This window comes from Microbacterium sp. ARD31 (assembly GCF_031844425.1).
In genome coordinates, this window is the sequence record NZ_JAUZVE010000012.1 from 45,644 (window position 1) to 70,466 (window position 24,823).

Annotated in this window: 28 protein-coding genes; 11 read left to right on the top strand and 17 right to left on the bottom strand. The window is 72.1% G+C overall.

Going from position 1 to position 24,823, the window contains the following annotated elements:
• Position 1: 1 nt before the first annotated feature.
• The 3 genes from Q9S36_RS24635 to cysC are packed head-to-tail and all read right to left on the bottom strand — an operon-like array spanning position 2 to position 2,738.
• Positions 2 to 1,009, bottom strand: coding sequence for a sulfite exporter TauE/SafE family protein (locus tag Q9S36_RS24635; RefSeq protein ID WP_311287465.1), 1,008 nt, complete (start codon positions 1,007 to 1,009; stop codon positions 2 to 4).
• On the bottom strand, positions 1,009 to 1,554 hold the full coding sequence (locus tag Q9S36_RS24640; RefSeq protein WP_311287466.1) for a low molecular weight phosphatase family protein: 546 nt from the start codon (positions 1,552 to 1,554) through the stop codon (positions 1,009 to 1,011). The genes Q9S36_RS24635 and Q9S36_RS24640 overlap by 1 nt, the downstream gene beginning before the upstream one ends.
• Positions 1,551 to 2,738 carry an adenylyl-sulfate kinase gene (gene cysC, locus Q9S36_RS24645; RefSeq protein WP_311287467.1) on the bottom strand — a complete coding sequence of 396 codons (1,188 nt, stop codon included), beginning with the start codon at positions 2,736 to 2,738 and terminating at the stop codon, positions 1,551 to 1,553. The genes Q9S36_RS24640 and cysC overlap by 4 nt, the downstream gene beginning before the upstream one ends.
• Before the next feature lie 40 nt (positions 2,739 to 2,778).
• Here cysC and Q9S36_RS24650 point away from each other — a divergent pair, with 40 nt between their 5' ends.
• Positions 2,779 to 3,753 carry an asparaginase gene (locus Q9S36_RS24650; RefSeq protein ID WP_311287468.1) on the top strand — a complete coding sequence of 325 codons (975 nt, stop codon included), beginning with the start codon at positions 2,779 to 2,781 and terminating at the stop codon, positions 3,751 to 3,753.
• Here Q9S36_RS24650 and Q9S36_RS24655 read toward each other — a convergent pair.
• On the bottom strand, positions 3,750 to 4,202 hold the full coding sequence (locus Q9S36_RS24655; protein WP_311287469.1) for a VanZ family protein: 453 nt from the start codon (positions 4,200 to 4,202) through the stop codon (positions 3,750 to 3,752). The two genes, Q9S36_RS24650 and Q9S36_RS24655, sit on opposite strands and share 4 nt — an antisense overlap.
• Before the next feature lie 128 nt (positions 4,203 to 4,330).
• On the opposite strand from Q9S36_RS24655, the gene Q9S36_RS24660 reads away from it, so the two are divergent.
• The 3 genes from Q9S36_RS24660 (at position 4,331) to Q9S36_RS24670 (ending at position 5,910) form a co-directional block, all read left to right on the top strand.
• Positions 4,331 to 4,729, top strand: coding sequence for a helix-turn-helix transcriptional regulator (locus tag Q9S36_RS24660; protein WP_311287470.1), 399 nt, complete (start codon positions 4,331 to 4,333; stop codon positions 4,727 to 4,729).
• A gap of 33 nt (positions 4,730 to 4,762) precedes the next feature.
• The gene (locus tag Q9S36_RS24665) at positions 4,763 to 5,518 is read left to right on the top strand and encodes a hypothetical protein (protein WP_311287471.1); all 756 of its coding nucleotides are present in this window, start codon (positions 4,763 to 4,765) and stop codon (positions 5,516 to 5,518) included.
• Positions 5,519 to 5,616: 98 nt separating this feature from the next.
• Entirely contained in the window at positions 5,617 to 5,910 is a 294-nt protein-coding gene (locus tag Q9S36_RS24670) for a DUF2516 family protein (protein ID WP_311287472.1), read from the top strand.
• Between the two features lie 18 nt (positions 5,911 to 5,928).
• On the opposite strand, the gene Q9S36_RS24675 is transcribed toward Q9S36_RS24670, so the two are convergent.
• The 3 genes from Q9S36_RS24675 to Q9S36_RS24685 form a co-directional block, all read right to left on the bottom strand.
• The gene (locus tag Q9S36_RS24675; RefSeq protein ID WP_311287473.1) at positions 5,929 to 7,347 is read right to left on the bottom strand and encodes a bifunctional dTDP-4-dehydrorhamnose 3,5-epimerase family protein/NAD(P)-dependent oxidoreductase; all 1,419 of its coding nucleotides are present in this window, start codon (positions 7,345 to 7,347) and stop codon (positions 5,929 to 5,931) included.
• Positions 7,348 to 7,431: 84 nt separating this feature from the next.
• Positions 7,432 to 8,430 (bottom strand): dTDP-glucose 4,6-dehydratase, encoded by a 999-nt coding sequence (gene rfbB, locus Q9S36_RS24680; RefSeq protein ID WP_311287474.1) that lies wholly within the window; start codon positions 8,428 to 8,430, stop codon positions 7,432 to 7,434.
• A 25-nt stretch (positions 8,431 to 8,455) separates the two neighbouring features.
• Positions 8,456 to 10,339: a DUF4012 domain-containing protein gene (locus Q9S36_RS24685; protein ID WP_311287475.1), complete on the bottom strand. Its 1,884-nt coding sequence runs from the start codon at positions 10,337 to 10,339 to the stop codon at positions 8,456 to 8,458.
• 63 nt (positions 10,340 to 10,402) lie between these two features.
• Here Q9S36_RS24685 and rfbA point away from each other — a divergent pair, with 63 nt between their 5' ends.
• The gene (rfbA, locus tag Q9S36_RS24690) at positions 10,403 to 11,269 is read left to right on the top strand and encodes a glucose-1-phosphate thymidylyltransferase RfbA (protein WP_311287476.1); all 867 of its coding nucleotides are present in this window, start codon (positions 10,403 to 10,405) and stop codon (positions 11,267 to 11,269) included.
• Between the two features lie 3 nt (positions 11,270 to 11,272).
• Here the strand turns inward: rfbA and Q9S36_RS24695 are convergent, their stop codons facing one another.
• Together Q9S36_RS24695 and gmd are read right to left on the bottom strand one after the other, a co-directional pair.
• Positions 11,273 to 12,208, bottom strand: coding sequence for a GDP-mannose 4,6-dehydratase (locus Q9S36_RS24695; protein ID WP_311287477.1), 936 nt, complete (start codon positions 12,206 to 12,208; stop codon positions 11,273 to 11,275).
• Entirely contained in the window at positions 12,205 to 13,185 is a 981-nt protein-coding gene (gene gmd, locus Q9S36_RS24700; protein WP_311287478.1) for a GDP-mannose 4,6-dehydratase, read from the bottom strand. The genes Q9S36_RS24695 and gmd overlap by 4 nt, the downstream gene beginning before the upstream one ends.
• Positions 13,186 to 13,229: 44 nt before the next feature.
• Here gmd and galE point away from each other — a divergent pair, with 44 nt between their 5' ends.
• Both galE and Q9S36_RS24710 read left to right on the top strand, forming a co-directional pair.
• The gene (gene galE, locus Q9S36_RS24705) at positions 13,230 to 14,243 is read left to right on the top strand and encodes a UDP-glucose 4-epimerase GalE (protein ID WP_311287479.1); all 1,014 of its coding nucleotides are present in this window, start codon (positions 13,230 to 13,232) and stop codon (positions 14,241 to 14,243) included.
• Positions 14,243 to 15,040, top strand: coding sequence for an N-acetylmuramoyl-L-alanine amidase (locus Q9S36_RS24710; protein ID WP_311287480.1), 798 nt, complete (start codon positions 14,243 to 14,245; stop codon positions 15,038 to 15,040). The genes galE and Q9S36_RS24710 overlap by 1 nt, the downstream gene beginning before the upstream one ends.
• A gap of 115 nt (positions 15,041 to 15,155) precedes the next feature.
• On the opposite strand, the gene Q9S36_RS24715 is transcribed toward Q9S36_RS24710, so the two are convergent.
• Positions 15,156 to 16,058 (bottom strand): dihydropteroate synthase, encoded by a 903-nt coding sequence (locus tag Q9S36_RS24715; protein ID WP_311287481.1) that lies wholly within the window; start codon positions 16,056 to 16,058, stop codon positions 15,156 to 15,158.
• Positions 16,059 to 16,075: 17 nt separating this feature from the next.
• Here Q9S36_RS24715 and Q9S36_RS24720 point away from each other — a divergent pair, with 17 nt between their 5' ends.
• Entirely contained in the window at positions 16,076 to 16,783 is a 708-nt protein-coding gene (locus tag Q9S36_RS24720) for a dihydrofolate reductase family protein (RefSeq protein WP_311287482.1), read from the top strand.
• On the opposite strand, the gene Q9S36_RS24725 is transcribed toward Q9S36_RS24720, so the two are convergent.
• From Q9S36_RS24725 to Q9S36_RS24735, 3 genes are all read right to left on the bottom strand, one after another.
• A complete protein-coding gene (locus Q9S36_RS24725; RefSeq protein ID WP_311287483.1) occupies positions 16,768 to 17,202 on the bottom strand; it encodes a hypothetical protein in 435 nt (144 codons plus the stop codon). The two genes, Q9S36_RS24720 and Q9S36_RS24725, sit on opposite strands and share 16 nt — an antisense overlap.
• Positions 17,199 to 18,707 (bottom strand): adenylyl cyclase, encoded by a 1,509-nt coding sequence (locus Q9S36_RS24730; protein WP_311287484.1) that lies wholly within the window; start codon positions 18,705 to 18,707, stop codon positions 17,199 to 17,201. The genes Q9S36_RS24725 and Q9S36_RS24730 overlap by 4 nt, the downstream gene beginning before the upstream one ends.
• A gap of 161 nt (positions 18,708 to 18,868) precedes the next feature.
• Positions 18,869 to 19,396, bottom strand: coding sequence for a type 1 glutamine amidotransferase domain-containing protein (locus tag Q9S36_RS24735; protein WP_311287485.1), 528 nt, complete (start codon positions 19,394 to 19,396; stop codon positions 18,869 to 18,871).
• A 94-nt stretch (positions 19,397 to 19,490) separates the two neighbouring features.
• On the opposite strand from Q9S36_RS24735, the gene npdG reads away from it, so the two are divergent.
• A complete protein-coding gene (npdG, locus tag Q9S36_RS24740) occupies positions 19,491 to 20,168 on the top strand; it encodes an NADPH-dependent F420 reductase (protein WP_311287486.1) in 678 nt (225 codons plus the stop codon).
• Between the two features lie 20 nt (positions 20,169 to 20,188).
• On the opposite strand, the gene Q9S36_RS24745 is transcribed toward npdG, so the two are convergent.
• On the bottom strand, positions 20,189 to 21,349 hold the full coding sequence (locus Q9S36_RS24745; RefSeq protein WP_311287487.1) for an acyl-CoA dehydrogenase family protein: 1,161 nt from the start codon (positions 21,347 to 21,349) through the stop codon (positions 20,189 to 20,191).
• A gap of 111 nt (positions 21,350 to 21,460) precedes the next feature.
• Between Q9S36_RS24745 and Q9S36_RS24750 the strand changes: the two genes are divergently transcribed.
• A complete protein-coding gene (locus Q9S36_RS24750; protein WP_311287488.1) occupies positions 21,461 to 22,099 on the top strand; it encodes a hypothetical protein in 639 nt (212 codons plus the stop codon).
• 6 nt (positions 22,100 to 22,105) lie between these two features.
• Here Q9S36_RS24750 and Q9S36_RS24755 read toward each other — a convergent pair whose 3' ends face one another.
• The gene (locus Q9S36_RS24755; protein WP_311287489.1) at positions 22,106 to 23,191 is read right to left on the bottom strand and encodes a hypothetical protein; all 1,086 of its coding nucleotides are present in this window, start codon (positions 23,189 to 23,191) and stop codon (positions 22,106 to 22,108) included.
• Positions 23,192 to 23,214: 23 nt separating this feature from the next.
• Between Q9S36_RS24755 and Q9S36_RS24760 the strand changes: the two genes are divergently transcribed.
• Positions 23,215 to 23,649: a VanZ family protein gene (locus Q9S36_RS24760; RefSeq protein ID WP_311287490.1), complete on the top strand. Its 435-nt coding sequence runs from the start codon at positions 23,215 to 23,217 to the stop codon at positions 23,647 to 23,649.
• On the opposite strand, the gene Q9S36_RS24765 is transcribed toward Q9S36_RS24760, so the two are convergent.
• A complete protein-coding gene (locus Q9S36_RS24765; RefSeq protein ID WP_311287491.1) occupies positions 23,624 to 23,911 on the bottom strand; it encodes a PqqD family peptide modification chaperone in 288 nt (95 codons plus the stop codon). The two genes, Q9S36_RS24760 and Q9S36_RS24765, sit on opposite strands and share 26 nt — an antisense overlap.
• Positions 23,908 to 24,765, bottom strand: coding sequence for a nucleotidyltransferase family protein (locus Q9S36_RS24770; RefSeq protein ID WP_311287492.1), 858 nt, complete (start codon positions 24,763 to 24,765; stop codon positions 23,908 to 23,910). Before Q9S36_RS24770 ends, Q9S36_RS24765 begins: the two co-directional genes overlap by 4 nt.
• Positions 24,766 to 24,823 lie beyond the last annotated feature (58 nt).

Here is a 24,823-nt window from a genome sequence, read left to right on the forward strand (position 1 = left end):
CCTAGGAGTCGTCGACCTTCTTCATGCCGACCAACCCGGGTCGATAGCTGGGGTCCTCGAGCTGGGCGATCGTCGGTGAGCCGAACATCGGCAGGCCCTGCTGCTTGCGGAGGAAGCCCCACACGATCGGCAGCACGATGAGGACGAAGAGGCCCACCCCGGCGATGAGCATCGGGTGCGTCTCGTCCTCGCCGGCGCCGAGCGGCGCCCAGCCGGCCTTGTCGAGCAGCGCCACGCCGCTCATCGTCAGCACGACCACGATGCCGCGGCGGATGAACGACTGCGGCACGCGCGGGGCGATCGCGGAGCCGATGAGCGTGCCGGGGACCGAGCCCAGGACGAGGGGGATCAGGATGCCCCAGTCGAGGCCGTGCAGCACGATGTTGGAGATCGCCGCGGCCAGCACCAGCGGCACCGCCTGGACCAGGTCCGTGCCGACGAGCTTCACCGCCGACAGGCCGGGGTAGAGCATCAGCAGCGCGATCATGATGACCGAGCCCGATCCGACGCTGGTGATGCCGACTAGCAGGCCGCCGAGGGCGCCGACGAGGAGCGTGGGCACCGGACGGATCGTGGGGTTGTCGTCGGGGTGCTCGCCCCCGCGGACCCGCAGCAGGTTGAGGTAGAGGCGCAGGGCGTACGTCGCCGCCGCGAGGAGCAGCGCGAAACCGATGCAGAGCTTGAGCGTGTCGTCGATGTCCTCCGGTGACACCACCCACGAGACGAGGTGGGGCCCGAGGAGCGCCATCGGGATGGACCCGATCATCAGCCACTTCGCGAGCTGCATGTTGGGCGAGCCCTCGCGCTTGTGCACGATCGCGCCGCCGGTCTTGTAGACCGCGGCGGCGGTGAGGTCGGCGGTGACGACGGTGGCGGCCTCGCCGACGCCGAGGAAGATCAGGGCAGGCGTCATCAGCGCGCCGCCGCCCATGCCCGTCAGCCCGACCACGATGCCGACGACGAAGCCGGCGACGAGGATCGAGAAGAAGGTGGCGGTGATCCAGTCCATCAGCTCTCCTGCTCAGGTGCGGCCCGGTCGGCCAGCCGGGGCACGATCTCGCCCAGCATGGCAGTGATTGTGCCGGTCGCCCGCTCGGACGCCGCTGCCCCGCGCCGGTAGGGGTCGGCCACGTCGTCGGCCGGGCGGGGCGGGGTGCGCCGGGATCCGGCCTCGGCGACGAGCTCGCGTCCCGTGAGGTCCGGAATCTGTGCGATGGTCGCCGCGAACTGGCCGAGGGTGAACACCTTGCGGTGCAGCTGCGGGTGGTCCTCGAGGATGTGGGTGCGGTGCGCGTTCTCCGCCGTCAGGACCAGGTCCGCGCCGTCGAGGATCTCCGACGTGAGCCGGCGACTCCGGAACTCGCCCCCGAGGCCCGGGGTGAGCGTGACGGCCATGTCGTCGTTGATCGGGTGGTCGTCGTAGCCGTGGGTGCCCGCGCTGGCGAACGTCACGGTCGCGCCCTCCCCGGCCATCTCGCGGGCGAGCAGCTCCATCACGGGCGAGCGGCAGATGTTGGCCGTGCAGACGAAGAGCACCGAGAGGGGCTCGCTCATGCGCGGCCCTCCGCGGCGCCGGTGAGGTGGAGGTAGCCGGCCTCGTCGAGCGCGACCAGCACGTCGTGGAGGGCGTCCTCGATGGTGCGCCCGGTCGTGTCGACCCGCACGGCCGGGTCCTCGGGCTCCTCGTAGGGCGACGAGATGCCGGTGAACTCGGGGATCTCGCCGGCGCGCGCCTTGGCGTAGAGGCCCTTGCGGTCGCGCCGCTCGCACTCCTCCAGCGGGGTGGCGACGTGGACGAGGAAGAAGGCACCGCCGGCGGCCTCGACCATCTGCTGCACCTGCTCGCGGGTCTCGGCGAACGGCGCGATCGGCGAGCACACCGCGACCCCACCGTGACGGGCGATTTCCGCCGCTACCCAGCCGATGCGGCGGATGTTGGTCTCGCGGTCGGCCTTGGAGAAGGTCAGGCCCGCGGACAGGTGGCGGCGTACGACGTCGCCGTCGAGGCTGGTGACCGTGCGACCGCCCTGCTCCAGGAGGAGGTCCATCAGCGCGCGGGCCAGCGTGGACTTGCCGCTGCCGGAGAGGCCGGTGAAGAACAGGACGAGGCCCTGCTCCTCGGGCTCCGGCCGGTCCTCCTCGACGATGGCGGCGATCGTCTCGGGGTAGGGGGCGTCGCGGTCGGTGAGCGCGTGGACCGGGTCGGGCCCGGCGTAGGTCGCGACCACCTGCGCACCGAGGTCGTGGTCGGTCGCGGCGTCGCCGTGCGAGGGCAGGGGTACGGCGACCACCGAGGCGTCGTCGAGCAGGTCGGCGGCGGCCAGGGTCGCGCGGACCAGGGCGACGGGGGAGAGGGACGGGGTGCCCGTGCCCATCAGGGCCACCAGCACGACGCGGCCGAGGCCGCGCAGGTCGTCGAGGTCGGCCTCGGTGAGGGCGTCGACGACCGGGACGAACGTCGCGCGGGCGTGCTGCTCGCGAGCCTGGTCCGGGGTGAGGTGCAGCCGGCGGAAGGGGCCGTACTGGGCGTGCGTGAGCGGTTCCAGCGAGCCGTCAGCCGAGACCCGCGCGAGCGGGAGGCCCTCGGGGTCGACCAGCTCGGCCTCGGTGACGCCGTCGGGGAGGGTGAGCGTCACCGGCGAGCCGGGCTCGTTGAAGCGGGTGACGGGCGCGTAGGCGCCGGAGACGAGGAGCTCCAGGTCGTCGAGCTCGGTCGGCGTCGGGCAGTGCTGGATCACCCGCGCATCCTCTCAGACCTGTGGTCGGTAGCCTGCGCGCATGTCTGCTGGTCTGTCTGCTGGTCTGCCCGTCGTCGCCGAGATCGTCCGCTCCGGATTCGTGGAGGGCCACCACTACGGATCGATCGTCGCGCTGGCCGCCGACGGGTCCGTGGACTGGTCGGTCGGCGAGGTCGACGTCCCGGTGCTGCCGCGATCGAGCAACAAGCCGGTCCAGGCGCTGGCCATGCTGGAGCTCGGGCTGGACCTCCCGCCGGACCTGGTGGCGCTGGCGTGTGCGTCGCACTCGGGCGAGCCGTTCCACCTCGACGGCGTACGCCGCATCCTGGCCTCCGCGGGCCTCGACGAGTCCGCGCTGCAGACCCCGCCCGACTACCCCCTCGACGACGCCGCGCGCGAGGCGGTCGTCCGCGGCGGCGGGGCGCGGTCGCCGATCCTGATGAACTGCTCGGGCAAGCACGCCGCGATGCTCGCGACCTGCGTCCTGAAGGGGTGGGACACCGCGACCTACCTCGAGCCCGACCACCCGCTCCAGCAGGCCATCGCCACAACCTTCGCGCGCCTGACCGGCGAGCCGGTGGCCGCCGTCGCCGTCGACGGGTGCGGCGCACCCCTCCTGTCCACGTCGCTCACCGGTCTGGCGCGGGCGTTCGCGGCGCTGGCCACCGCGACGGACGGACCCGAGCGGCGGGTCGCCGAGGCGATCCGCCGGCACCCCGAGCACGTCAGCGGCACCACGCGCGACGAGCTCCGCCTGCACCGTGCCGTCCCCGGGCTGATCGGCAAGGCCGGCGCGGAGTCCTGCTACGCGATCGCGCTGCCCGACGGCCGGGCGTGGGCGCTGAAGACCGACGACGGCGCCGCCCGGGTGCGCCCGGTGCTGATGGCCGAGGCGCTGCGCCGCTCCGGGGTGCTCGCCGAGGAGGGCGTGGACGCCGCGGCGGTCGAGGAGACCGGTCGGCACGAGCTGCTCGGCGGCGGGAAGCCGGTCGGGGAGATCCGCGCGGCCTTCTAGGAGGTCCGCGGACGCTCGCTGCCGCCCAGCAGTCGTACGACGACCGCGCCGGCGAAGGCGCCGAGCAGGGCGCCGAGGGTGTTGGCCACGATGTCGGCGTGCGTGGCCGAGCGCTCGGGGAACGCCACTGCCTGGACCACCTCGACCAGGAACGACGCGACGAAGCCGCCTGCCGTCCAGTCGCGCCACGTGAGCCGGTCCCAGAGCATGGCCCCCAGGAAGGGGACCGGGGCGAACGCCACCACGTTGAGCACGAACTCGACGCGCGAGAGTGCCGTGAGCGAGGCCGGCAGGCCCTGCTCCGTGCCGATGCGGGACACGGTCTCCACCAGCCAGGCCGGGCCTGCCGGAGAGGGCGCCAGGAGGGCGACGGCGAGCACTCCGAGCCAGGCGGTCAGCAGCCCGGCCACCAGGGCGCGCGCGGAGGGATGGAGCCTTCGTCTCGGCATCGCACGATCGTAGAGGTCACGGTCGTGAATGACCTTGTTAGCGCGAATGTGCGCTTGTGCATTGACGTGTGAGGTCACTCACCGCTGACTTGTTTGCAATTTGCTAACACAGTTAGCACACTGGAGACATGGGCAAGGACAAGAGTGACAAAGGCGGCAAGTCCGTCGTCAACTCGCTGGGGGACTACCTCAAGGAGCAGCGCCTCGCGGCGCGGCTCTCGCTGCGCCAGCTCGCCGACCAGGTCGGCGTGAGCAACCCCTACCTCAGCCAGATCGAGCGTGGTCTGCGCAAGCCCTCCGCCGAAGTGCTCCAACAGCTCGCCCGCGCGTTGCGGGTCTCGGCCGAGCAGCTCTACGTCCGGGCCGGCATGGTCCACCCGGACTCCGACCAGGCGGGCTCGGTCGAGCTGGCCGTCCTCGCTGACGCGGGGCTGACCGAGCGGCAGAAGCAGTCGCTGCTCGACGTCTACGCCTCGTTCCTGGCGCTCAACAACCACCCGGAACAGCACCCGGGCCAACCCGAGTAATCCCCCGAGAAGCCCCGAGAGAAGGAGATCGACATGGCGACCGCCAAGTTCGACATCAAGACCGAAGCCCTCAAGCCCGTGCTGGCCAGCGTGGGTGTCACCGACCTCGCCGTCGAGGTCGTCCGCGAGGCCGTCGCCGACGTGCAGAAGCGCGTCGCCGCCGTGCAGAAGACCGCGACCGCCCGCGTGTCCGATGTGCAGAAGACCGCCGGCGACCCGAAGGCGCTGCGCGAGCAGGCCGTCACGGTCGTCTCGGCGCGGGTCGACGCCCTCGCCAAGGACGCCCAGGCCCGCCGTGCCGCGATCGAGTCCCGCGTGGCCGAGCTCCAGGCCGAGGCCAAGGCGTACCCCGCCCGCGTCACGACCCTCGTGGACGAGAACGTCGCCGCGGCGAACGCCGCCTACGCCGACCTGGTCAAGCGGGGCGAGTCCCTCGTCGGCCGCATCCGCCGCCAGGAGTCGACCAAGGCCACCGTGACCTCCGCCAGCACCACGGTCGCCAAGGCGAAGACCACCGCCACGCAGGCCAGGAAGGCTGCCGAGGCCCAGGTCGAGGCTGCCGACAAGACCGCGGCCACCAAGGTCGCGCCCACGCCGAAGCCGACCGCGAAGAAGGCCACCCGGAAGGCGGCCGCGAAGAAGGCCTCCGCCACGACCGCCCGCAAGACGGCGGCCAAGAAGACCACGGCCGCCCAGAGCAGCGCCAAGGCCACCGCGACCGCGGCCAAGAAGACCGCGTCCAGCGCCGTCGAGGCCGTCGTCGACGCTGCCGAGAAGGTCGGCGACTGAAGAGACGAGCAGCTCGCGCTGTTCTGAGCAAGTGCTGATCACGAAGGGCCCCCGTCGATCCGACGGGGGCCCTTCCGGCTTTCGCCTACTCTTTCCTCGTGAACATCTACGAGCTCCAGGGCACGTTCTACCTCGTCGTGCTCGTGGCCATGCTCGCGATCAAGGGATTCGCGTTCGTCAACTCGCTCATGTACTCCAGCGAGGCCTACGAGGCGGCCGGCAAGCTGACCAAGACCGCGTGGTGCGCGATCACCGGCCTCGGCTTCGCCGCCCAGCTGATCCTCAGCGGCTCGCCGCTCAACCTGATCAGCCTCGTCTTCACGATCGCTGCGCTCGTCTACCTCGCCGACGTGCGGCCCGCACTCCGGGAAGTGACCTCCTACCGCAGGTAGCGGTGCGGAGCGAGCCCCTCAGGACAGGTAGCGGTCCAGCGCGGTCAGGGCGTCCTCGGGCTCGAAGCCGGTGGCCCGGATCTTCTCCAGCGACATCGCGGAGTTGAGCGGGCGCGGAGCGAACGGGTTGCCCTGCGCCAGCACCCCCTCGGCGTACGCCGCCGTGGTGGTGCCGGAGACGTCGTCGGCGCTGCGGCCGGAGCGCTCGAACACCGCCTGGGCGATCTCGCGCCACGACATTGCTGGGCCGCCGTTGGAGAGGTTGTAGGTGCCGTAGGGGGCGCCGGTCTCCAGCAGGTGGCGGATCGCGCGGACCAGCTCGTCGGTGAAGGTGAGGCGCCCGACCTGGTCGTCGACGACGCTGGGCGAGACGCCCTTCTCGGCGAGCGACTGCATCGTGCGCACGAAGTTCTTGCCCTCGCCGATCACCCAGCTGGTGCGCAGGAGGTAGTGGCGCGGCGCGAGCCCGACCGCCAGGTCGCCGGCGGCCTTGGACTGGGCGTAGACGCCGAGCGGCGACAGCGGCTCGTCCTCGGTGTGGCCCGGGTCGAGCGGGGCGGTGCCGTCGAAGACGTACTCGGAGGAGACGTGCACGAGGGTGAACCCGTGCTCGCGCGCCAGGCCGGCCAGCGTCGCGGGGCCGGAGGCGTTCGCGGCCCAGGCGGTGACCCGGCCCTCGGTGGTCTCGGCGGCGTCGACGGCGGTGTACGCCGCTGCGTTGAGCACGACGGCGTACTCGTGCCACGGCCAGGCGGCCACGGCGTCGGAGTCCGTCAGGTCGAGCGAGGTCACCCCGTCGCCCTCGAAGAGGTCGACGCGGTCGGCCTCGGGGTGGGCGGCGTGCAGCGCCCGGCCGAGCTGGCCGAGGGCGCCGACGATCAGCGTCTTCTTGGGCTGCATCGGCACGACGTCGCCCAGGCGCGGGTTGTTGTGGTCCTTCTCGGAGATCTCGGCCTCGTCGAGCGGGATCGGCCACGGGATGCCGGCCGTCTCGTCGGCGAGGTGCAGCGCCGGGTAGCTGACGCCGGGGCGCCAGTGGGCGTTGACGAGGTAGGTGTAGGCCGTGCCGTCCTCAAGCGCCTGGTAGGAGTTGCCGACACCGCGCGGCACGAAGACCGCGATCGACGGGTCCACCTCGATGTGGAAGGTCGTGCCGAAGCTCTCGCCCTCGCGCATGTCGACCCAGGCGCCGAAGATCCGGCCGGTGGCCAGCGAGATGTACTTGTCCCAGGGCTCGGTGTGGATGCCCCGGGTCGCGCCGCGGGAGGCGTTGAAGGAGATGTTGTTCTGGACGGGGCCGAAGTCGGGCAGCCCGAGGGCGACCATCTTCTCCCGCTGCCAGTTCTCCTTGAACCACCCGCGGGCGTCGCCGTGCACGGGCATCCGCACGACCAGCAGGCCCGGGATCGGGGTGGTCTCGACGGTCAATTCAGTCATGTGGGTCCTTGGTTTCGACACGCTCGCTGCGCTCGCTGCTCAACCGGCGGAGGCTACTGGCCTTCGCTGCTCAACCAGCGGAGGCTACTGGCCCTTCTCGGCGTACTTCGCCTCGGTCGCGTCCTTGTGGGGGCGCCACCAGTCCTCGTGCTCCTGGTACCACCGGATGGTGTCGGCCAGGCCGGACTCGAAGTCCTGGAACTTCGGCTGCCAGCCGAGCTCGTGGCGCAGCTTGCCCGACTCGATGGCGTAGCGCAGGTCGTGGCCGGCGCGGTCGGTGACGTGGTCGAAGGCGTCCTCGGGCTGGCCCATCAGCTTGAGGATCAGGCGGACCACCTCGAGGTTGTTCTTCTCGCCGTCGGCGCCGATGAGGTAGGTCTCGCCGATGCGACCCTTCTCCAGGATGGTGAGCACCGCCGAGGAGTGGTCGTCGGCGTGGATCCAGTCACGGACGTTCTCGCCGGAGCCGTAGAGCTTGGGACGGATGCCGTCGATGACGTTGGTGATCTGCCGCGGGATGAACTTCTCGATGTGCTGCCACGGGCCGTAGTTGTTGGAACAGTTCGACACCGTCGCGCGGACGCCGAAGCTGCGGACCCAGGCGCGGACGAGGTGGTCGGAGCCGGCCTTGGAGGCGGAGTAGGGGGAGGACGGGTTGTAGGGGGTGTCCTCGGTGAAGCGCTTGGGGTCGTCGAGCTCGAGGTCGCCGTAGACCTCGTCCGTCGACACGTGGTGCAGGCGCTTGTCGTGCTTCCGGACCGCCTCGAGGATCTGGTAGGTCCCCAGGATGTTGGTCTTGATGAAGGGGCTCGGGTCGTTGAGCGAGTTGTCGTTGTGCGACTCGGCCGCGTAGTGGACGACGGCGTCGTGCGCCGCGACCAGCGGGTCGACGACGTCCTCGTCGGCGATGTCGCCGACCACCAGCTGGACCCGGTCCTCCGGCAGCCCGGCCAGGGCCTCCTTGCTGGCGGCGTAGGTCAGCTTGTCGAGCACCGTCACCTTGAGGTCGGTGTGCTGCATGAGGTGGTGCACGAAGTTCGACCCGATGAACCCCGCGCCTCCGGTCACAAGAAGGCGTTCCATGGCGGGGAGTCTAGGGGCCGAGGGCTCAGCGGGCCGAGCCGGTGACGCTGAAGCTCGGCTGCGTCTCCAGGGCCGGCTCGTCGTACGTCGCGACGCCGGCGGCCGTGCGGGTCCAGCCCTCGGGCAGCTCGCCCACGTCGTAGCCCTTCGGCCAGTGCACGGTCACCTGAAGCGACTGCGGGACGACCATGCCCTGCGGCGTCGCGTCGAGGTGGTAGGTGAGCGTGTCGCCCTCGGCCACCGCGGCGGCAGGGACGTCGTACTCCAGCACGCCCTCGCGGGTCTCGCCCGGCGGCAGCACCATGCGCAGCAGCTTGTAGGGGCGGCCGTAGTAGTCGAACGTCTCGGTGCCGAGCGCCTTGCCCGCGGTGGTGGCGCTGCGGATCTTGGTGCCCTGGGGCAGGAAGACGCCGACGGTCATGCCGTTCCAGCGGGTGAAGTACGTCCCGCCGCGGGGGTCGCCGAAGGGCTGGAGGTAGGGCGGGGAGTCGTTGTGCACCCGGATCGTCATGCGGACCCTGGCCGAGCCGTCCTCGCGCAGCCGGACGTCGCTGGTGACCGAGCGCTTCTGCCAGTAGTCGGACTTGCTGACGTTGGTGTTCTGGTTGAAGACCGCGACGTAGTCGTGCTCGGTGTCGGACAGCTCGCCGGCGAGCCCGATGTCGGCCAGCGGAGCCTGGACGTCGGGGTCGCGCATCCAGATGGCGAAGTGGCGCCCGCGAGCCGCGTCGCGCAGCGACTGCACCTTCTCGAGACCGTTGCCGGGCGCGAGGATGCGGTCGGTGAAGATCGGGATCATCGCGCGGTTGAGCTCCTTGCGCTCCTCGTTGGAGGAGAAGGAGTCGTAGTCTCCGATGAGCTTCTCGGTGAAGCCCTCGCCGTCGAGCGTGCCGTAGTAGGGCACCTCCACCGGGCCGGTGATGTCGAGCAGGTTGCCGAGGGCGACCACGTCGACGGCGATCAGGCCGTCGAGGTCCTGGTCGCGCTTGCGCTGCCAGCCGCGGAGAAGCTCCTCACCCGAGACCGACCAGTCGGGGGCGAAGGTCGCGCCGGAGAGGCGCAGCTTGCCGGTGTGGAACGGGTTGCCCTCCACCCTCTCCCACCGGCCGACGCGGTAGAGGTCACGGTCGGTGGCGTCCTGGGCCTCGCCGACGTTCACCTTGCCGTCGGCGACGTCGATGACGGCCAGCGTCAGCGGCGCCCCGCCGGAGAAGCGCTGCTCCGACGGGTTGAGCAGGGCGAGCAGGTAGGACTTCTCGCCGCCCGCGGCGAACAGGTCGGGCATCGCGTCGGCCAGTGGCTCGAACCGCCGGGCGTTGGAGGCGAGCGGGTCGACGATCGCGGCCGCGTCGTCGCGCGCGTCGGCGACCTGGGTGCCGACCAACAGCGCGGAGTCGTGGACCTCGTTGAGCTCCTGCTGGGCGGTGTCGAGACTGGCGCTGGCGTCGGAGACGGCGCTCACGACCTTCGTCAGGGTGGGGACGTCGACGGCCCCGTCGCGGAACAGGGTGGCCTTCTTGCCGTCCACCATCGGCCACGTCTCGACCCCGACCTCGGCGACCGAGGTCAGCTCGTCGAGCGCGTTGCCCATGTGTCGCACGTCGGCGACGGGACGCCCCACGAACGGGATCAGGCTCCACACGTCGCCGCCGATCCCCTGCACGGCGTCCTGCACCTCGTCGGCGTGGCGCCGGGCGCTCGCGACGTGCTCCTCGGCCTGCCCGAACTTCTTGGCGGTCAGGGCCGCCTTGGCGGCCTCGAGGTCGGCCTTCGCGCTCTCCGCGGCGGCCGGCGCCTTGCGGAACGGGAGGGCCAGCAGCCCCAGCAGCACGAGCAGGAGGAACAGGCCGCCGACGACCATCCAGGGTCGCAGGGCGCGATCGGACGAGGAGCGACGGCGAGAACGCATGGGCTCGATGGTCTCAAACCCTGTGGAGCACCGATAAATCGCCGGACCCCTAGGCTGGCGCCCATGCGAGGAATCATCCTGGCCGGTGGCACCGGCTCCCGCCTGCACCCGATCACGCAAGGCATCAGCAAGCAGCTGGTCCCGGTCTACGACAAGCCGATGATCTACTACCCGCTGTCGACGCTCATGCTCGCGGGCATCCGGGACGTCCTGATCATCACCACGCCCCACGAGGCCGAGGGCTTCCACCGCCTCCTCGGCGACGGGTCGCGGTTCGGCATCGACCTCACGTTCGCGGTGCAGCCGAGCCCCGACGGGCTCGCGCAGGCCTTCATCATCGGCGCCGACCACATCGGGGGCGAGCGGTCCGCCCTCGTGCTCGGCGACAACATCTTCTACGGCTCCGGCCTCGGCCAGCAGCTGCTCCGGTTCAAGGACCTCGACGGCGCCGCCGTCTTCGGCTACCACGTCGCCGACCCCCGCGCGTACGGCGTCGTGGAGTTCGACGACCAGGGTCGCGCCCTCTCCCTGGAGGAGAAGCCGGAGAACCCGAAGAGCGACTTCGCGGTGCCGGGCCTCTACTTCTACGACAACGACGTCGTGCAGTACGCCGCCGAGCTGAAGCCCTCAGCCCGTGGCGAGCTGGAGATCACCGACCTCAACCGGCGCTACCTCGAGGAGGGCCGGCTCCACGTCGAGGTCCTCCCGCGCGGCACCGCCTGGCTCGACACCGGCACGTTCGACTCGCTCAACGACGCCTCCAACTTCGTGCGCACGATCGAGGGCCGGCAGGGCTTCAAGGTCGGCGCGCCGGAGGAGGTCGCCTGGCGGATGGGCTTCCTGTCCGACGACGAGCTGGTCGCCCGCGCCGAGCCGTTGCGCAAGAGCGGCTACGGCGAGTACCTCCTCAGCCTGCTGACGCACGGCTGAGGCCTACGCGAGGTCGGCGGACACCATCCGGGCCACGATCTCCTCGAACGCCACCGAGGGCTCCCAGCCCAGCACCTCGCGCGCGCGGGTGGCGTCGCCGACCAGCTCGGTGGGGTCGGCCGGGCGGAAGAACGCCGGGTCGGTGCGGACCAGCGGCTCCCAGTCGGCGATCCCGGCCGCGGCGAACGCGGCGGCGACGAACTCCCGCACGGAGTGCGCCCGCCCGGTCGCGACAACGTAGTCGGAGGGTTCCGCGGCGCGTGCCGCGCGGACCATCGCGTCGACGTAGTCGGGCGCCCAGCCCCAGTCCCGGCGCGCGTCGAGGTTGCCGAGGACCAGCTCGTCGGCGTCGCCGCGGGCGATCGCGGCGACGGTGGAGGTGATCTTGCGCGTCACGAACCGCTCGGCGCGGCGCGGCGACTCATGGTTGTAGAGGATCACGCTCGACACGTGCAGGTCGCGCTGGCGCAGCACGTGGGCGGACAGGTGCGCGAACGCCTTCGCGGCGCCGTACGGGTTCACGGGCCGCACCGGGGTGTCCTCGGTCTGCGGCGAAGCCGTCGGCTCGCCGAAGATCTCCGCGCTCGACGCCTGCACGACGCGTACGTCGCCGAGCCCGCGCGCCGACTCCATCAGGGCGACGGCCGCCTGGCCGTTGACGTGCGCGGTGCGGTCGGGCTCGTCCCACGACTGCGCCACCGAGCTGATCGCGGCGAGGTTGTAGACCTCCTGCGGCGCGACGTCGTGGAGCAGCTGCCGCGTCGCCTCGACGTCGCCGACGTCGCCGGGGTGCAGCACCACCTCGTCGGGGCAGTGGGCCGGGTGGCCGTCCGCCTCGAGCACGAGGGCGTGGACCTCCAGGCCCTCGCCGACGAGGCGTTCCGCGAGGTAGGTGCCGTCCTGGCCGCCGATGCCCGTGATGAACGCCCGAGCGGTCACCAGCCGGCCTTGACCGCCGCGATGTCGCTGTCGACCATCATCGCCACGAGCTCCGGGAACGAGACCGTGGGTGTCCAGCCGAGCTTCTCCTTCGCCTTGGAGGCGTCGCCGATGAGCAGCTCGACCTCGGCGGGGCGCATGAACCGGGGGTCCTGGGTGACGTGCTTGGACCAGTCGTCGATGCCGACGTGGGCGAAGGCGGCGTCGAGGAACTCGCGGATCGAGTGGGTCTCGCCAGTGGCGATGACGTAGTCGTCGCCCTCGTCCTGCTGCAGCATCCGCCACATCGCGTCGACGTAGTCGCCGGCGTAGCCCCAGTCGCGGCGGGCGTCGAGGTTGCCGAGCGCCATCGAGTCCTGCTGGCCGAGGTGGATCCGGGCCACGGCCTGGCTGATCTTGCGGGTCACGAACTCCGGCCCGCGGCGCGGGGACTCGTGGTTGAACAGGATCCCCGAGGAGGCGTGCATGCCGTAGGACTCGCGGTAGTTGATGGTCATGTAGTGGCCGTAGACCTTGCTCACGCCGTAGGGGGAGCGCGGCCAGAGCAGGGTGCTCTCCGACTGGGGCACCTCCTGCACCTTGCCGAACATCTCCGAGCTCGACGCCTGGTAGAAGCGGATGGCCGACGGGTCGTCCCCGGCGTGCAGGCGCACGGCCTCGAGCATGTTGAGCACGCCCATGCCGGTCACGTCGCTGGTGACGAAGGCGTTCTCCCAGGAGTAGGCCACGAAGGAGATGGCGCCGAGGTTGTAGACCTCGTCGGGCTGCGAGTCGCGCATCGCCCGCATCAGGCTCGAGAGGTCGGTGAGGTCGCCGTTGTGGAGGGTGACGTCAGGCACGACCTTCTGGACGAGCTCGCGGCGGGGGTTGTTCTGGCCACGGATCAGGCCGTGGACGTCGTACCCCTTCTCGAGCAGCAGCTCGGCGAGGTAGAGGCCGTCCTGGCCGGTGATTCCCGTGATGAGAGCGGCAGGCATGCGCGCAGTCTGGCACGGGAACCGCACCCCTTAGGCTCAGACGCATGAAGATCCTCGTCAGCGGCGGAGCCGGCTACATCGGCTCGCACACCGTCATCCAGCTCGTCGCGGCAGGCCACGACGTGGTCATCGTCGACAACTTCAGCAACTCCAACCCGGTCGTGCTCGGCCGGATGGAGGCCCTGACGGGGACGTCCCTCCCGCTGCACTCGTTCGACCTCTGCGACTACGACAAGACCGAGCACCTCTTCGCCGCCGAGGACTTCGACGCGGTCATCCACTTCGCCGGCTACAAGGCCGTCGGGGAGAGCGTGGCCAAGCCGCTCGACTACTACGAGAACAACCTCGTCTCCACGTTCTCGCTGGTGCGGGCCATGCAGAAGTACGACGTCGACAAGCTCGTCTTCTCCTCCAGCGCCACCGTCTACGGCACCGACCAGGCCGGCGCGACCGAGGACCAGCGGACCTTCGCGACCAACCCCTACGGCTGGACCAAGGTCATGCAGGAGCAGATCCTGCGTGACGTCGCCGCCGCCTCGCCCGACATGCGCTTCGCGCTGCTGCGCTACTTCAACCCCGTCGGCGCCCACGAGTCCGGCACGATCGGCGAGGACCCGTCGGGCATCCCGAACAACCTGACGCCGTACATCGCGCAGGTCGCGGTCGGCAAGCGCGACAAGCTCCAGGTCTTCGGCGACGACTACGACACCCCCGACGGCACCGGCGTGCGCGACTACATCCACGTCGAGGACCTCGCCGCCGGCCACGTGGCCGCGCTCGAGGCGCTGAGCCGGACCGACGAGCCGGTCAACGTGTGGAACCTCGGCTCCGGTCACGGCACGAGCGTGCTCGAGATGCTGCACGCCTTCGAGCGCGCCGTCGGCCGGGAGCTGCCCTACGAGGTCGTCCCGCGCCGCCCGGGTGACGTCGCCACGTCCTACGCCGACCCGTCCAAGGCCAACGCCGAGCTCGGCTGGAGCACCAAGAAGTCCGTCGACGAGATGGCTGCCGACGCGATGCGGTGGCAGTCGCAGAACCCGCAGGGGTTCACGGGCTGATGCTCCGGGCTGCGGGGGTCGCGCTGGGGCTCGTGCTGGGGCTGGGTCTCGGCACGCTCGCAGCGCTCGCCGCTCCGCCAGTGGCGACCTCCGGCCCGCCGGTTGAGCTGCGAGCGCAGCGAGCCTCCAAACCCCTGGCCGGCCGCACGATCGTGGTCGACCCCGGCCACCAGCTCGGCAACCACAACTTCCCGGCGCAGATCAACCGCCCCGTGCCGGCCGGCGGCTTCACCAAGCCGTGCAACACCACCGGCACGGCGACCAACGGCGGCTACCCGGAGGCCACCTTCGCGTGGCAGGTCTCCCGGCTGGTGGCCCGTCGGCTGCGCGAGCTCGGTGCCACCGTCCGGCTCACCCGGCACAGCAACCGCCAGGACCGCTGGGGGCCGTGCGTCGACGCCCGCGGCCGGGCCGGCAACGCGATCGGCGCCGACCTGAAGCTCTCGGTCCACGCCGATGGCTCGTACGCTGCCGGCGCCCGCGGCTTCCACGTCATCGCCCCGCCCGACCGGGCGCCGTGGACCGACGACATCGTCCGGCCGTCGCGGCGGCTGGCTGCGACCGTGCGGTCCGGCCTGATCGGACGCGGCTTCGGGGTGGCGACCTACGTCGCGGGCGGCGACGGGCTCGACTTCCGCTCCGACCTCGCCACCCTCAACCTCTCCGACGTGCCCACCGTGATGGTCGAGCTGGGCAACATGCGCAACGCCGCCGAGGCGCGGGCGATGACCTCGCCCCGCGGCCGGGCGCGCTACGCCCGCGGCCTGGTGGCCGGAGTGCGCGCCTTCCTCCGCTGATCCCTCCGCTGGTTGAGCAGCGAGCGTGTCGAAACCGAGGCGATCGCCGCCCTTGGTCTCGACACGGGCGCGGGGCGCCCTGCTCAACCAGCGGCGTGCTCAACCAGCGGCGGCGTCAGCGGACCTCGAGCTCGGTGAGGCCGCGCAGGACCGCGCGCAGGTGGGCCACCTCGTGGGTCCGGACCAGGTGGGTGCCGCCGAGGGCGGCGAAGACGGCGTAGAAGCCCTCGGCCTTGCGGAACTCGTCGCCGAAGAGGTCGTAGGAGTGCGGCACCGCGTTGCAGACCGGTACGCCGAGGGGGCGCAGGCGGAAGCCCTGCGCCAGCACGCGCGCCTGGTGGCGGGCGCGCGTCGGCGGGTCGACGAGGTTGCCGTAGTAGAAGCCCATGCCGGGGTCGACCACCACCTGGCGCACGCCGAGCGAGCGCGCGTGGGCGATGCGCGGCGCGAAGTGGTCGAGCAGCACCGGGACGGGGTCGGCGTCGGGCGGTACGTCGGCGATCTCGCGGACGTTGGCTGTCTCGCCGAAGCACATCACCACCGCGGCGTCGTACTCGGCGGCGAGGGCGAGCATCTCGTCCTCGTGCTCGCGCCCGGTCATGTTGAGGATCCGGGCACCGGCCTCGAGGCAGGCGCGCACGACGGTGGGCTCGTAGGTCTCGACCGAGACGATCGCCTCCTCGGCGAGGCCACGGACCGCGGGGACGAGGGTGAGCACCTGCTCCTCGGGCGAGACACGCGCCGCCCGGGCGTTGCTGGACTCCGCGCCGAGGTCGACGACCGCCGCGCCCTGCGCGACCTGGATGCGCCCCATCCGCACGGCGTCCTCGGGGCTGATGGCGACGCTCTCGCGGTAGGTCGAGTCGCGGGAGAGGTTGACGCAGCCCATCAACGTGACGGGGCCGTCGCCGATCCGCACCTGGCCCCGCGGGCCGTCCAGCACCACGGGCGTGACCTCGCTGTCCCACGCGTCACCGTGGTCGTTCTGGAGGGCGGCCAGGTCGGCGAGCGTGATCACGGTGCAACAGTAGGGGCGTGATCCCAGACCCCCAGGCGCAGCGCCTCGAGCTGCAGCACCTCGCCGACCTCAGCGACGACGACCTGGCCGCGGCCTACACGCCTGAGCGTGAGCCCTGGCTGCGGGTGAACTTCGTGAGCACCGTCGACGGTGCCGCGACCGGCTCCGACGGGCTGAGCGGGACGATCAACAACGACGCCGACAAGCGGGTCTTCGACGCGCTGCGCAGGCGTGCGCACTGCCTCGTCGTCGGCGCCGGCACGCTGCGCGAGGAGGAGTACGACGTCCCGCGCGTGCCGCTCGTCGTGGTGAGCCGGTCCGCCGACCTGCCGCCGACGCTGCGCGACGCCCCGCGCGGGCGCATCCTGATGGCGACCGTCGGGTCGTCCGACGGCCTCGCGGCCGCGCAAGAGGCGCTGGGCGAGGAGAACGTGCTCGTGCTCGGCGACGACGAGATCGACCTGGTCGCGCTCAAGGACGAGCTCGCCCGGCGCGGTTGGACCGAGCAGCTGTGCGAGGGCGGACCCTCGCTGTTCGCCGACCTGCTCGCCGCCGGCGTCGTCGACGAGCTGTGCTGGACCGTGGTGCCGATGCTCGCCGGTGGCGACGCCGTACGCATCGCCACCGGCGCCGAGGTCGACGTGGCGCTGCGTCCCGCCCTGCTCCTGGAGCAGGACGGGACGCTGCTGGGCCGCTGGCTGGTCGAGGCTCAGGGAGCCGGGTAGTCGACCACGAAGCTCGGCACCCCGGGAGCCGAGCTGTCGACGCGGGCCCCGCTGTCGTTGACGACGTGCTCGATGCTGCCGGCGTCGAGGTTGACCGTCATGACGTGGTGGAGCCGGACGCCGGCCCGGTCCGGGACCTCGAAGCCGCTCTCGGTGGTGATCGAGGGGTCGTTGCGGTTGAAGACGTAGACGCCGCCGCCGTAGAGCTGGTGGCGGCGCACCCGGTCGCCGACCTTGTAGCCCGGCCAGCCGAGCGTGCCGTCGGGCTGGGTCCAGTCCGCCTGGCTGGGCGGGTCGTAGGGCAGCTCGTTCTGGTAGAGCACGACGTGCCCGTCCTCGCCGTTCCAGACGGTGTTGTAGGTCTGGAAGTGCTCGACGAACAGGCCGGTCGCCCGCACCCGGTCGCCGTTGACGATCACGCCGACGCGGCCGGTTTGGTGCGCCAGCGGTCGGTGTCGCCGCTCGCGCCGGCGGTGAAGCCCTCGATGCCGTGGTCGGCGCGCCAGACCCAGATGTGGTCGATGAGCACGTCGTCGGCGTCGATGACGAGCGCGGTCTGCGTGCGTCCGACGTGGGGACCGCCCACGCGGAAGTAGACGTCGTTCAGCGTGGTGGTCGGGGTGGGGGTCCCGTGCCCGCGCCAGTGGTGCCCGTGCCCGTGACCGCGGCGCGCCTCGAGGTGCATCAGCGACCTGGACAGGCCGGTGCCGGCGTCGATGGTGACGCCCGCGATGACGACGCCGCCGGCCTTGCCGTCGACGACGATCGGCGTCGAGCCGCCGACCGCGGTGAGGGTGGCCTGGCCCATGCCGAGCACCACGGTGTCGCTGCGCCTGATCACCAGGCTGCGGTCGACGTCGTACACGCCGGGGGTGAGGAGCAGGTGCTTGCCGCGGGCGAGCGCGGTGGCCAGGACGCGCGCCGGCTGGTCGGGGCGTGCGACGTGGAAGGCGGACAGCGGCAGGTCGCGCCCGGTGTCGGCGCCGACCGTCCAGTCCGGGCCGCGCGAGCCGGTGCGGGCCGCCGGCACGTGGACCCGCCACGCGCCGGAGTCGTCGAGGAAGAGGTACGGCTTCTCCCGGCTGACCTCGGTCGTGTCGAGCGTCGTGTAGGTCTCGGTCGGGAAGTTGGCCTCGGACGGGGCGCCGATGGTGCCGGCGAAGACCTGGTTCCACACGCCGTTGGACCACGAGGCGACCTCGCTGTTGCGGGTCAGCCACTGCTGCTGCGAGCCGTTGATGATGGTGCCGGCGCGGGAGTTGGCGAGGAAGCCGCCGCTGGCGTACTGCGGACCGGCGGTGCAGTAGTCCATCAGCGAGAGGTTGCCGTTGCGGATGTCGACGCGGCGCAGGGCCGAGGCCTGGGAGGCGGCCCAGAAGTTCGCCGAGCCGCGGCAGCCGTCCTGTCCGAGGCCGTTGACGTTGATGGTCAGGTTGGACATCGAGCGCCAGAAGTTGTTCAGGGCCACGCAGTAGGGCTGTGTGGGTCCGTCGGTCAGGCAGCGGTTGTAGACCTCGACCTTGCCGTTGATGACGACGTCGGACGGCGAGGCGCCGAGACCGGCGACCTCGGTGTAGTAGCCGACCTTGATCTGCAGCGGGTCGGCGTCGGTGCCGTAGGTGCCGGGCTTGAACAGCAGGCTCCAGCGCTCGGAGGACATCTCGGCGTCGACCTGCTGCGTCCAGATCGACTCGGCCCGCGCCTCGATGTCGGCGACGGGCATCGACGGGTCGAACACGACGACGCGATCGCCGAGGTCGGGCGCGGTGGTGGGCGGGTGCTTCGGGTGCTGCGCGGCCTGCGCGGCGGGGGCCTCGGCGAGTGCCGCACCCCCGAGCTGGAGCGGCGCGAGGCCGACAACGGCGAGGGCCAGGACGGAGACGACCGTGCGCAACGGCGTACGACGGCGCGGGGGACGGGACATGGGCGGCCTTTCCGAGTGGGAGCGCTTCCACACGGAGTGTGCCGCATCGGTGTGACGTGCGCCACACCTACTTCTGGGGGATGTCGATGCGCGCCACTGGCCCTCGCGTCGGGGGACGACGCGAGGGCCAGTGGTGTCGTGCGGCGCGGGGCGGCGGCCGGTCAGTCGCCGACGGCCTCCAGCAACGCCTGCGAGAAGGCAGGGATGTCGTCGGGGTTGCGGCTTGTGATCAGGTTGCCGTCGACGACGACCTCCTCGTCCACCCACTCACCACCGCCGTTGCGCACGTCGGTCTGCAGGCTCGGCCAGCTGGTGACCCGCTTGCCGCGCACCCGGTCGGCCTCGACGAGGGTCCACGGGGCGTGGCAGATGGCGGCGACCGGCTTGCCGGAGTCGACGAAGTCGCGGACGAAGGCGACGGCCGTGTCGTCCATGCGCAGCGCGTCGGGGTTGGCGACGCCGCCGGGCAGGACGAGGGCGTCGTAGTCGTCAGGGGAGGCGTCGGAGACGAGGCGGTCGACCTTCTGGGTGGTGGACTTGTCGAGGTGCTGGAACAGCTGCACCTCGCCCTCCTCGACGGACAGCAGCTCCACGGTGTGACCCGCGTCGGCGGCGGCCTGCCACGGCTTGGTCAGCTCCACCTCCTCGATGCCCTCGGTGGCGGTCAGGAATGCGATGCGCTTGGTCATGCCTTCGAGGCTTGCTCGCGGTCGGGTGCGGGACAACCCACCAACGGGTGGTCTGGTTCGAGCCGCCCGCGACCGCTTCGCTAGCGTCGGCGCCATGACTGACCCCGCCCCCGAGCCCGACCTCTCGTCGCTGACCATCGCCGTCCTCGGCGGCACCGGACCCCAGGGCCGGGGGCTGGCCCGCAGGTTCGCGGCAGCCGGCCTCGACGTCGTGCTCGGCTCGCGGGACGCGCAGCGCGCGCAGGACGCCGCGGCCGGGCTCGCGGACGCCGGCCGCGTCCGCGGCGCCTCCAACGCAGACGCAGCGACCGCCGGCGACATCGTGCTGGTCGTCGTGCCGTGGGACGGCCACGCCGAGCTGCTCGAGTCGCTCAGGGACGAGCTCGCGGGCAAGGTCGTCGTCGACTGCGTGAACCCGCTCGGCTTCGACAAGCAGGGGCCGTACGCCTTGCGCGTCAAGGAGGGCTCGGCGACGGAGCAGGCCGCGGCGCTCCTCCCGGAGTCACGGGTGGTGGGTGCCTTCCACAACGTCAGCGCCGTCCTGCTCGAGGACCCGACGGTCGAGCGGATCGAGACCGACGTGCTCGTGCTCGGCGACGACCGCGCGGCCACCGACCTCGTGCAGTCGCTGGCGGACGTCGTGCCCGGGATGCGCGGGATGTACGGCGGACGCCTCCGCAACGCCCACCAGGTCGAGGCGCTGACCGCCAACCTGATCGCCATCAACCGGCGCTACAAGGCCCACGCCGGGGTGCGGGTCACCGACGTCTGAGGCGTGCTTGCTGCAGACCGTCAGCCGATCGCGCCGTTGCCGTCCTTGGCGAGCGAGCGGGAGATCACCATCCGCTGGATCTGGTTGGTGCCCTCGAAGATCTGCATCACCTTGGCCTCGCGCATGTAGCGCTCGACCGGGAAGTCGCGGGTGTAGCCGTAGCCACCGAGCACCTGGACGGCGTCGGTGGTGACCTTCATGGCGTTGTCGGTGGCCACCAGCTTGGCGATCGAGGCCTCGCGGGAGAACGGCAGCCCGGCGTCGCGCAGGCGGGCGGCGTGGAGCATGGTCGCGCGGGCGGTGACGACGGCGGCCTCCATGTCGGCGAGCACGAAGGCGAGGCCCTGGTGGTCGATGATCTTCTTGCCGAAGGTCTCGCGCTCACGGGCGTACGCCACCGCCGAGTCCAGCGCCCCCTGGGCCAGGCCGGTCGCGACGGCGGCGATGCCGAGGCGGCCGGAGTCGAGGCCGGCGAGGGCGATGCGCAGCCCGTCGCCCTCGGCGCCGAGGCGACGCTCGACGGGGACGCGCACGTTGTCGAAGCGCATCGTCGCGGTCGCGGAGCCGGTGAGGCCCATCTTGCGTTCGGGCGGGTCGGCCGAGAGGCCCTCCGCGGACGCCGGGACGAGGAAGCAGGAGATGCCGTTGCGGTCGTCGGACGTGCGGGCCATCACCTTGTAGAAGTCGGCGTGGCCGCCGTGCGTCGTCCACGCCTTGGCCCCGTTGAGGACGTACTCGTCGCCGTCGAGGCGGGCGGTGGTGCGCATGGCGGCGGGGTCGGAACCGGCGTGCGGCTCGGAGAGGCAGTAGGCGCCGAGCAGGTCGCCACCGAGCATGTCGGGCAGCCACTCGGCCTTCTGCTCCTCGGTGCCGAAGTGGGCCAGGCCGAAGCACGACAGGGCGTGCACCGAGACGCCCACACCGACCGACGACCACACGGCGCCGATCTCCTCGAGGACCTGGAGGTAGACCTCGTAGGGCTGGTCGCCGCCGCCGTGCTCCTCGGGGTAGGGCAGCGACAGCAGCCCGGCCTGACCGAGCATCGCGAAGACGTCGCGGGGGAAAGTCTCGGTCGCCTCCGCCTCGGCCGAGCGCGGTGCGAGCTCCTTGGTGGCGATCTCCCGGGTGAGGGCGAGCAGGTCGCGGGCCTCGTCGGTGGGCAGCTGGCGGCGAGCGGTCATGGTGCGCACGCTACCGGCGTAGCCCGCGCGGGAGCGGCGGGGTAGCCCCTTCGGGTCACGGCCGGGCCATCGAGGTGGGGAAGGGCCGGCCGGCGCCTAGCGTGGCGCCTCGTGGGTGCAGGGTGGTTGCCGTGGTCGGCGGCGTCGTTGGCGAGCGGGGCGGTCCTGCTCGTGCTCGGCGCCCTCTCCATGCCACCGACCACCGAGGTGGGCCAGGTGATCGACGCCGTCGCCCACCAGGACGCCGCGTGGTTGATGGCCACGGCGTCGTTCTTCCTCGCCTCGGTCGGCCTCACGATGGGCCTCCCCGCGATCCTCTGGCTGTTTCCGCGTCGGCACCAGGTCGTGGGCCTGGTCGGCCTCTGGATCTGGGCGGTCGGCACGATCGGCACCGCCGGTGTGGCGTCGCTGCTGGTGCTCTTCCGAGCGGTCGCGCGCACCGTCGACCTCACCCCCGAGCAGGTCGAGGCGCTGAGCCGGGACCCGCTGCTGCGCCTCGGCCTGGGCGCGGTGGTCGTCGCCTTCCACCTCGGCGAGCTGGTCGTGGCGCTGGTCCTCCTCCGCGGTCGTGCCGCCCCCGTGTGGGTGCCGGCGATGCTGCTCCTCCACGTCGCGCTGGCGCCGGTCAACCACCTGCTGCCCGCGAACCTGCAGAGCGTGCAGGCCATCGTGCTGGGCGTGGGCCTGATGGGCATCGCCGTGCGCGCGACCGAGTCGTGGGCCGGGTCGCGCCCGCTGGCGCGGCTCTGAGCCGGGTCAGGCCGGCGGCCGGACCAGGCCCTGCCCGCTGAGCACGCCGAGCGCCTCCGCCACCAGCGCCGCGGACTGCGGGTGCTCGCCCCACGCGGCGGTGACCGCGCTCACCAGCTCGGCCTCGGTGCGCGGCTGCGCCAGCTCCAGCCAGAGGACCACGCCGAGGCCGCCGAGCACCTGCACGCGGTCGCCGACCATGACGACCAGCTCGTCGTCGTACTCCATCGCGTCGGTCCACGGTGTGCGGCTCCACGCGCCGGCGACCGGGCCGTCGACCCGGCCGGCGTCGCCTCCGTCGGACGGGTGGTGGAGGCGTGCGGCCGGCGGCTGCGCTGCGCCGTCGAGGAGCCCGAGGACCTCGTCGAGGTGGTCCGCGAACTCGCGGTAGTGCAGTGCCCATGCCCCGCCGCAGGCGTCGATGGCGTCGGCCAGCGTGCGGACGGGCTGGTCGAGGTGGACCAGCGACGAGCTCTGCTCGACGACCTCCACGATCGCCCGCGCCGGCGGGAGCGGGACGAGTCCGGCGTCGTCGTCACCGCGGTGCAGGAGCACGAGCCGGTGGAGGTACGCCGACTCCGGCGCGCGGCCGAGCCCGAGGTCGTCCGGTGAGACCGAGCCCTTTGCCATCGGGACCGCGCCATCGACGACCACCGAGAGCGGCTTGGGGTGGGGGTGCACGCCGAGACCCTCGTCGAGCGACACCGTCTCGTCGGAGAGGTAGCCCAGCCGCGTGGCGAGCAGTGCGATCGCGGTGGTCTTGCCGGACCCCGACGGCCCGACCAGCGCGAGCGCGCGGCCGTCTTCTGCGGCGACGGCGCCGGCGTGCAGGTTGAGCCGCTGCCCGGCCGTGGCCTCGAGGGCCGCGAGCGTGACGCGGGTGGTCACGGAGTAGTCGAAGGCCGCCTCGTCGTGCACCTCGTCGGGCGAGACGTCGATGCTCCGAGCGGCCGGACGGTCGGTGAGGGCCCGGCTCCACTGGTGCCGCAGCCGCGTCGCCGCCTCGCCGGTGACCGGGATCCCGACCGGCACGCCGAGGGCCTCGACCACCACCCCGACGACCGGTCCGGGTGCCGTCGGCTCGCTGCTCACGGCGCCAACTCTAGGGTGGATGCGTGGGCTGGTCGCGGGATCGTCGGATCGTCGCCGCGCTGGGGGCGGCGTACGTCCTCCTCCTGGTGCTGCTGGTGACCGGGCCGTGGGGCTGGGCGCTGAACCGGCTGACCGTGCGGCTCTACACGCTGTTCCGCGACGACTGGCCCCTCGCGCCGGACTGGGCCCTGCCGGAGCACTACGGCTACCTGCTCAACGTCGTGCTGTTCGTCCCGCTCGGCGCCCTCCTCGTGGTCGCCACCCGGCGGCCGTGGTGGTGGGTCACCGGAGCCGGGGTCCTGGCCTCGGCGGCGGTCGAGGTCGTGCAGTGGCTCTGGCTGCCCCGCGACGGCGACTGGGGCGACGTGGTCGCCAACGGGCTCGGGGCGCTGGTCGGAGCAGTGCTCGCGAGCGCGTGGGCCGAGCGGGTCCTCAGTCCTCGCGCACCACGCCGATGACCACGAGCTGGTCGACCAGCTCCGCGACGTCGTCGCGGATGTCGTCCACGGCGGCGTCCGACATGGCGGCGGCGGCGGCGGTGACCTCCTCCAGGGTCCCGCCGTCGGCCAGCGCGAGCCAGACCAGGCAGCCGGAGCCCTCGAGCATGATCGGCATCCCGCGCGGCACCCGGGTGAGGTACGCCGTCGGCTCGCCGTCGGCGTCGAGGTCCTCCTGGCTGACCCAGGCCACGTCGTCGGCGATGCGGTAGGTGTGCGTCACCGCCGCCCCACCCGCCTGACCACTTCGTCGAGGGCCCGGCGCACCCGGAGCCGCTGCCGGTCGCGGACCTCGGCGCGCGTCGGCGGCCGCCCGAGCTCCATGCTGAGGTGGTCGCGGTTGACCCGCAGCACCGCGGTCACGAGGTGGGCCTTGGCGCGCGCGCCGGAGGCCGCGGCGAGCCGGGCCCGCCACTCGTCGGTGCGGCTGCCGCCCTGGCTGAAGTGCCGCCACAGCCGGTACGTCGGGTGGTCGCGGTGCAGCTCGAGCTCGCCGATCCCGGCGGCGAGGGCGACCTCGGCGTCGAGCTCCGCGGCGAGCGCGCGGACCGCGTCCTGCTCGCCCGGGTCGGCGGCGTACCAGGCGAGGTCGACGTCGCTCGTGCCGCCCGAGCGCGCCGAGTGCAGGACCAGGACGAGCCGCTGCGCCGTGCGGTCCGGGACCCGGCAGTCGCGGTGCGCGATCGGCACCATCAGGCTGGTGCGGGCGAGGACGTCGAAGGCCTGCTCGGCGTCGACCATCACCCCAGGCCAGTGGACGTGGACGTCGACCCACCCCCAGTCGTCGTGCCACCAGTTGGCGGCGTGCGCGAAGGCCGAGCCGGTGGAGAAGTCGGTGCGCTTCTCCCAGCCCACCCACTCCAGCGCCTCGGCGAGACGGGCGAGGTGGCTCGGACGGACGAGCACGTCGACGTCGCTGGAGTGCCGGCCCTCGGCCCGGAGCCCGGGCAGCACCGCGGGACCCTTCAGGTGGAGCAGGTCGATGCCTCGGTCGTCGGCCAGCTTCTGCACGACCGCGTGCGCGAGGTGGACCCGCGCGGCGATCGGGGCCGTCCGGCCGTCCGGCTCCTCGGTCATGCGGCCATGGTGCCAGCCGGGCCCGTCGGCATGTCGTCGTTCCGCCCAGACGGGGGCG

Bases quoted from the DNA above. Each gene is read 5' to 3' on its own strand.
- Q9S36_RS24635 (WP_311287465.1), bottom strand. From the start codon at position 1,009: ATGGACTGGATCACCGCCACCTTCTTCTCGATCCTCGTCGCCGGCTTC.
- Q9S36_RS24640 (WP_311287466.1), bottom strand. From the start codon at position 1,554: ATGAGCGAGCCCCTCTCGGTGCTCTTCGTCTGCACGGCCAACATCTGC.
- Q9S36_RS24650 (WP_311287468.1), top strand. From the start codon at position 2,779: ATGTCTGCTGGTCTGTCTGCTGGTCTGCCCGTCGTCGCCGAGATCGTC.
- Q9S36_RS24655 (WP_311287469.1), bottom strand. From the start codon at position 4,202: ATGCCGAGACGAAGGCTCCATCCCTCCGCGCGCGCCCTGGTGGCCGGG.
- Q9S36_RS24660 (WP_311287470.1), top strand. From the start codon at position 4,331: ATGGGCAAGGACAAGAGTGACAAAGGCGGCAAGTCCGTCGTCAACTCG.
- Q9S36_RS24665 (WP_311287471.1), top strand. From the start codon at position 4,763: ATGGCGACCGCCAAGTTCGACATCAAGACCGAAGCCCTCAAGCCCGTG.
- Q9S36_RS24675 (WP_311287473.1), bottom strand. From the start codon at position 7,347: ATGACTGAATTGACCGTCGAGACCACCCCGATCCCGGGCCTGCTGGTC.
- rfbB (WP_311287474.1), bottom strand. From the start codon at position 8,430: ATGGAACGCCTTCTTGTGACCGGAGGCGCGGGGTTCATCGGGTCGAAC.
- Q9S36_RS24685 (WP_311287475.1), bottom strand. From the start codon at position 10,339: ATGCGTTCTCGCCGTCGCTCCTCGTCCGATCGCGCCCTGCGACCCTGG.
- rfbA (WP_311287476.1), top strand. From the start codon at position 10,403: ATGCGAGGAATCATCCTGGCCGGTGGCACCGGCTCCCGCCTGCACCCG.
- gmd (WP_311287478.1), bottom strand. From the start codon at position 13,185: ATGCCTGCCGCTCTCATCACGGGAATCACCGGCCAGGACGGCCTCTAC.
- galE (WP_311287479.1), top strand. From the start codon at position 13,230: ATGAAGATCCTCGTCAGCGGCGGAGCCGGCTACATCGGCTCGCACACC.
- Q9S36_RS24710 (WP_311287480.1), top strand. From the start codon at position 14,243: ATGCTCCGGGCTGCGGGGGTCGCGCTGGGGCTCGTGCTGGGGCTGGGT.
- Q9S36_RS24730 (WP_311287484.1), bottom strand. From the start codon at position 18,707: ATGTCCCGTCCCCCGCGCCGTCGTACGCCGTTGCGCACGGTCGTCTCC.
- Q9S36_RS24735 (WP_311287485.1), bottom strand. From the start codon at position 19,396: ATGACCAAGCGCATCGCATTCCTGACCGCCACCGAGGGCATCGAGGAG.
- npdG (WP_311287486.1), top strand. From the start codon at position 19,491: ATGACTGACCCCGCCCCCGAGCCCGACCTCTCGTCGCTGACCATCGCC.
- Q9S36_RS24745 (WP_311287487.1), bottom strand. From the start codon at position 21,349: ATGACCGCTCGCCGCCAGCTGCCCACCGACGAGGCCCGCGACCTGCTC.
- Q9S36_RS24770 (WP_311287492.1), bottom strand. From the start codon at position 24,765: ATGACCGAGGAGCCGGACGGCCGGACGGCCCCGATCGCCGCGCGGGTC.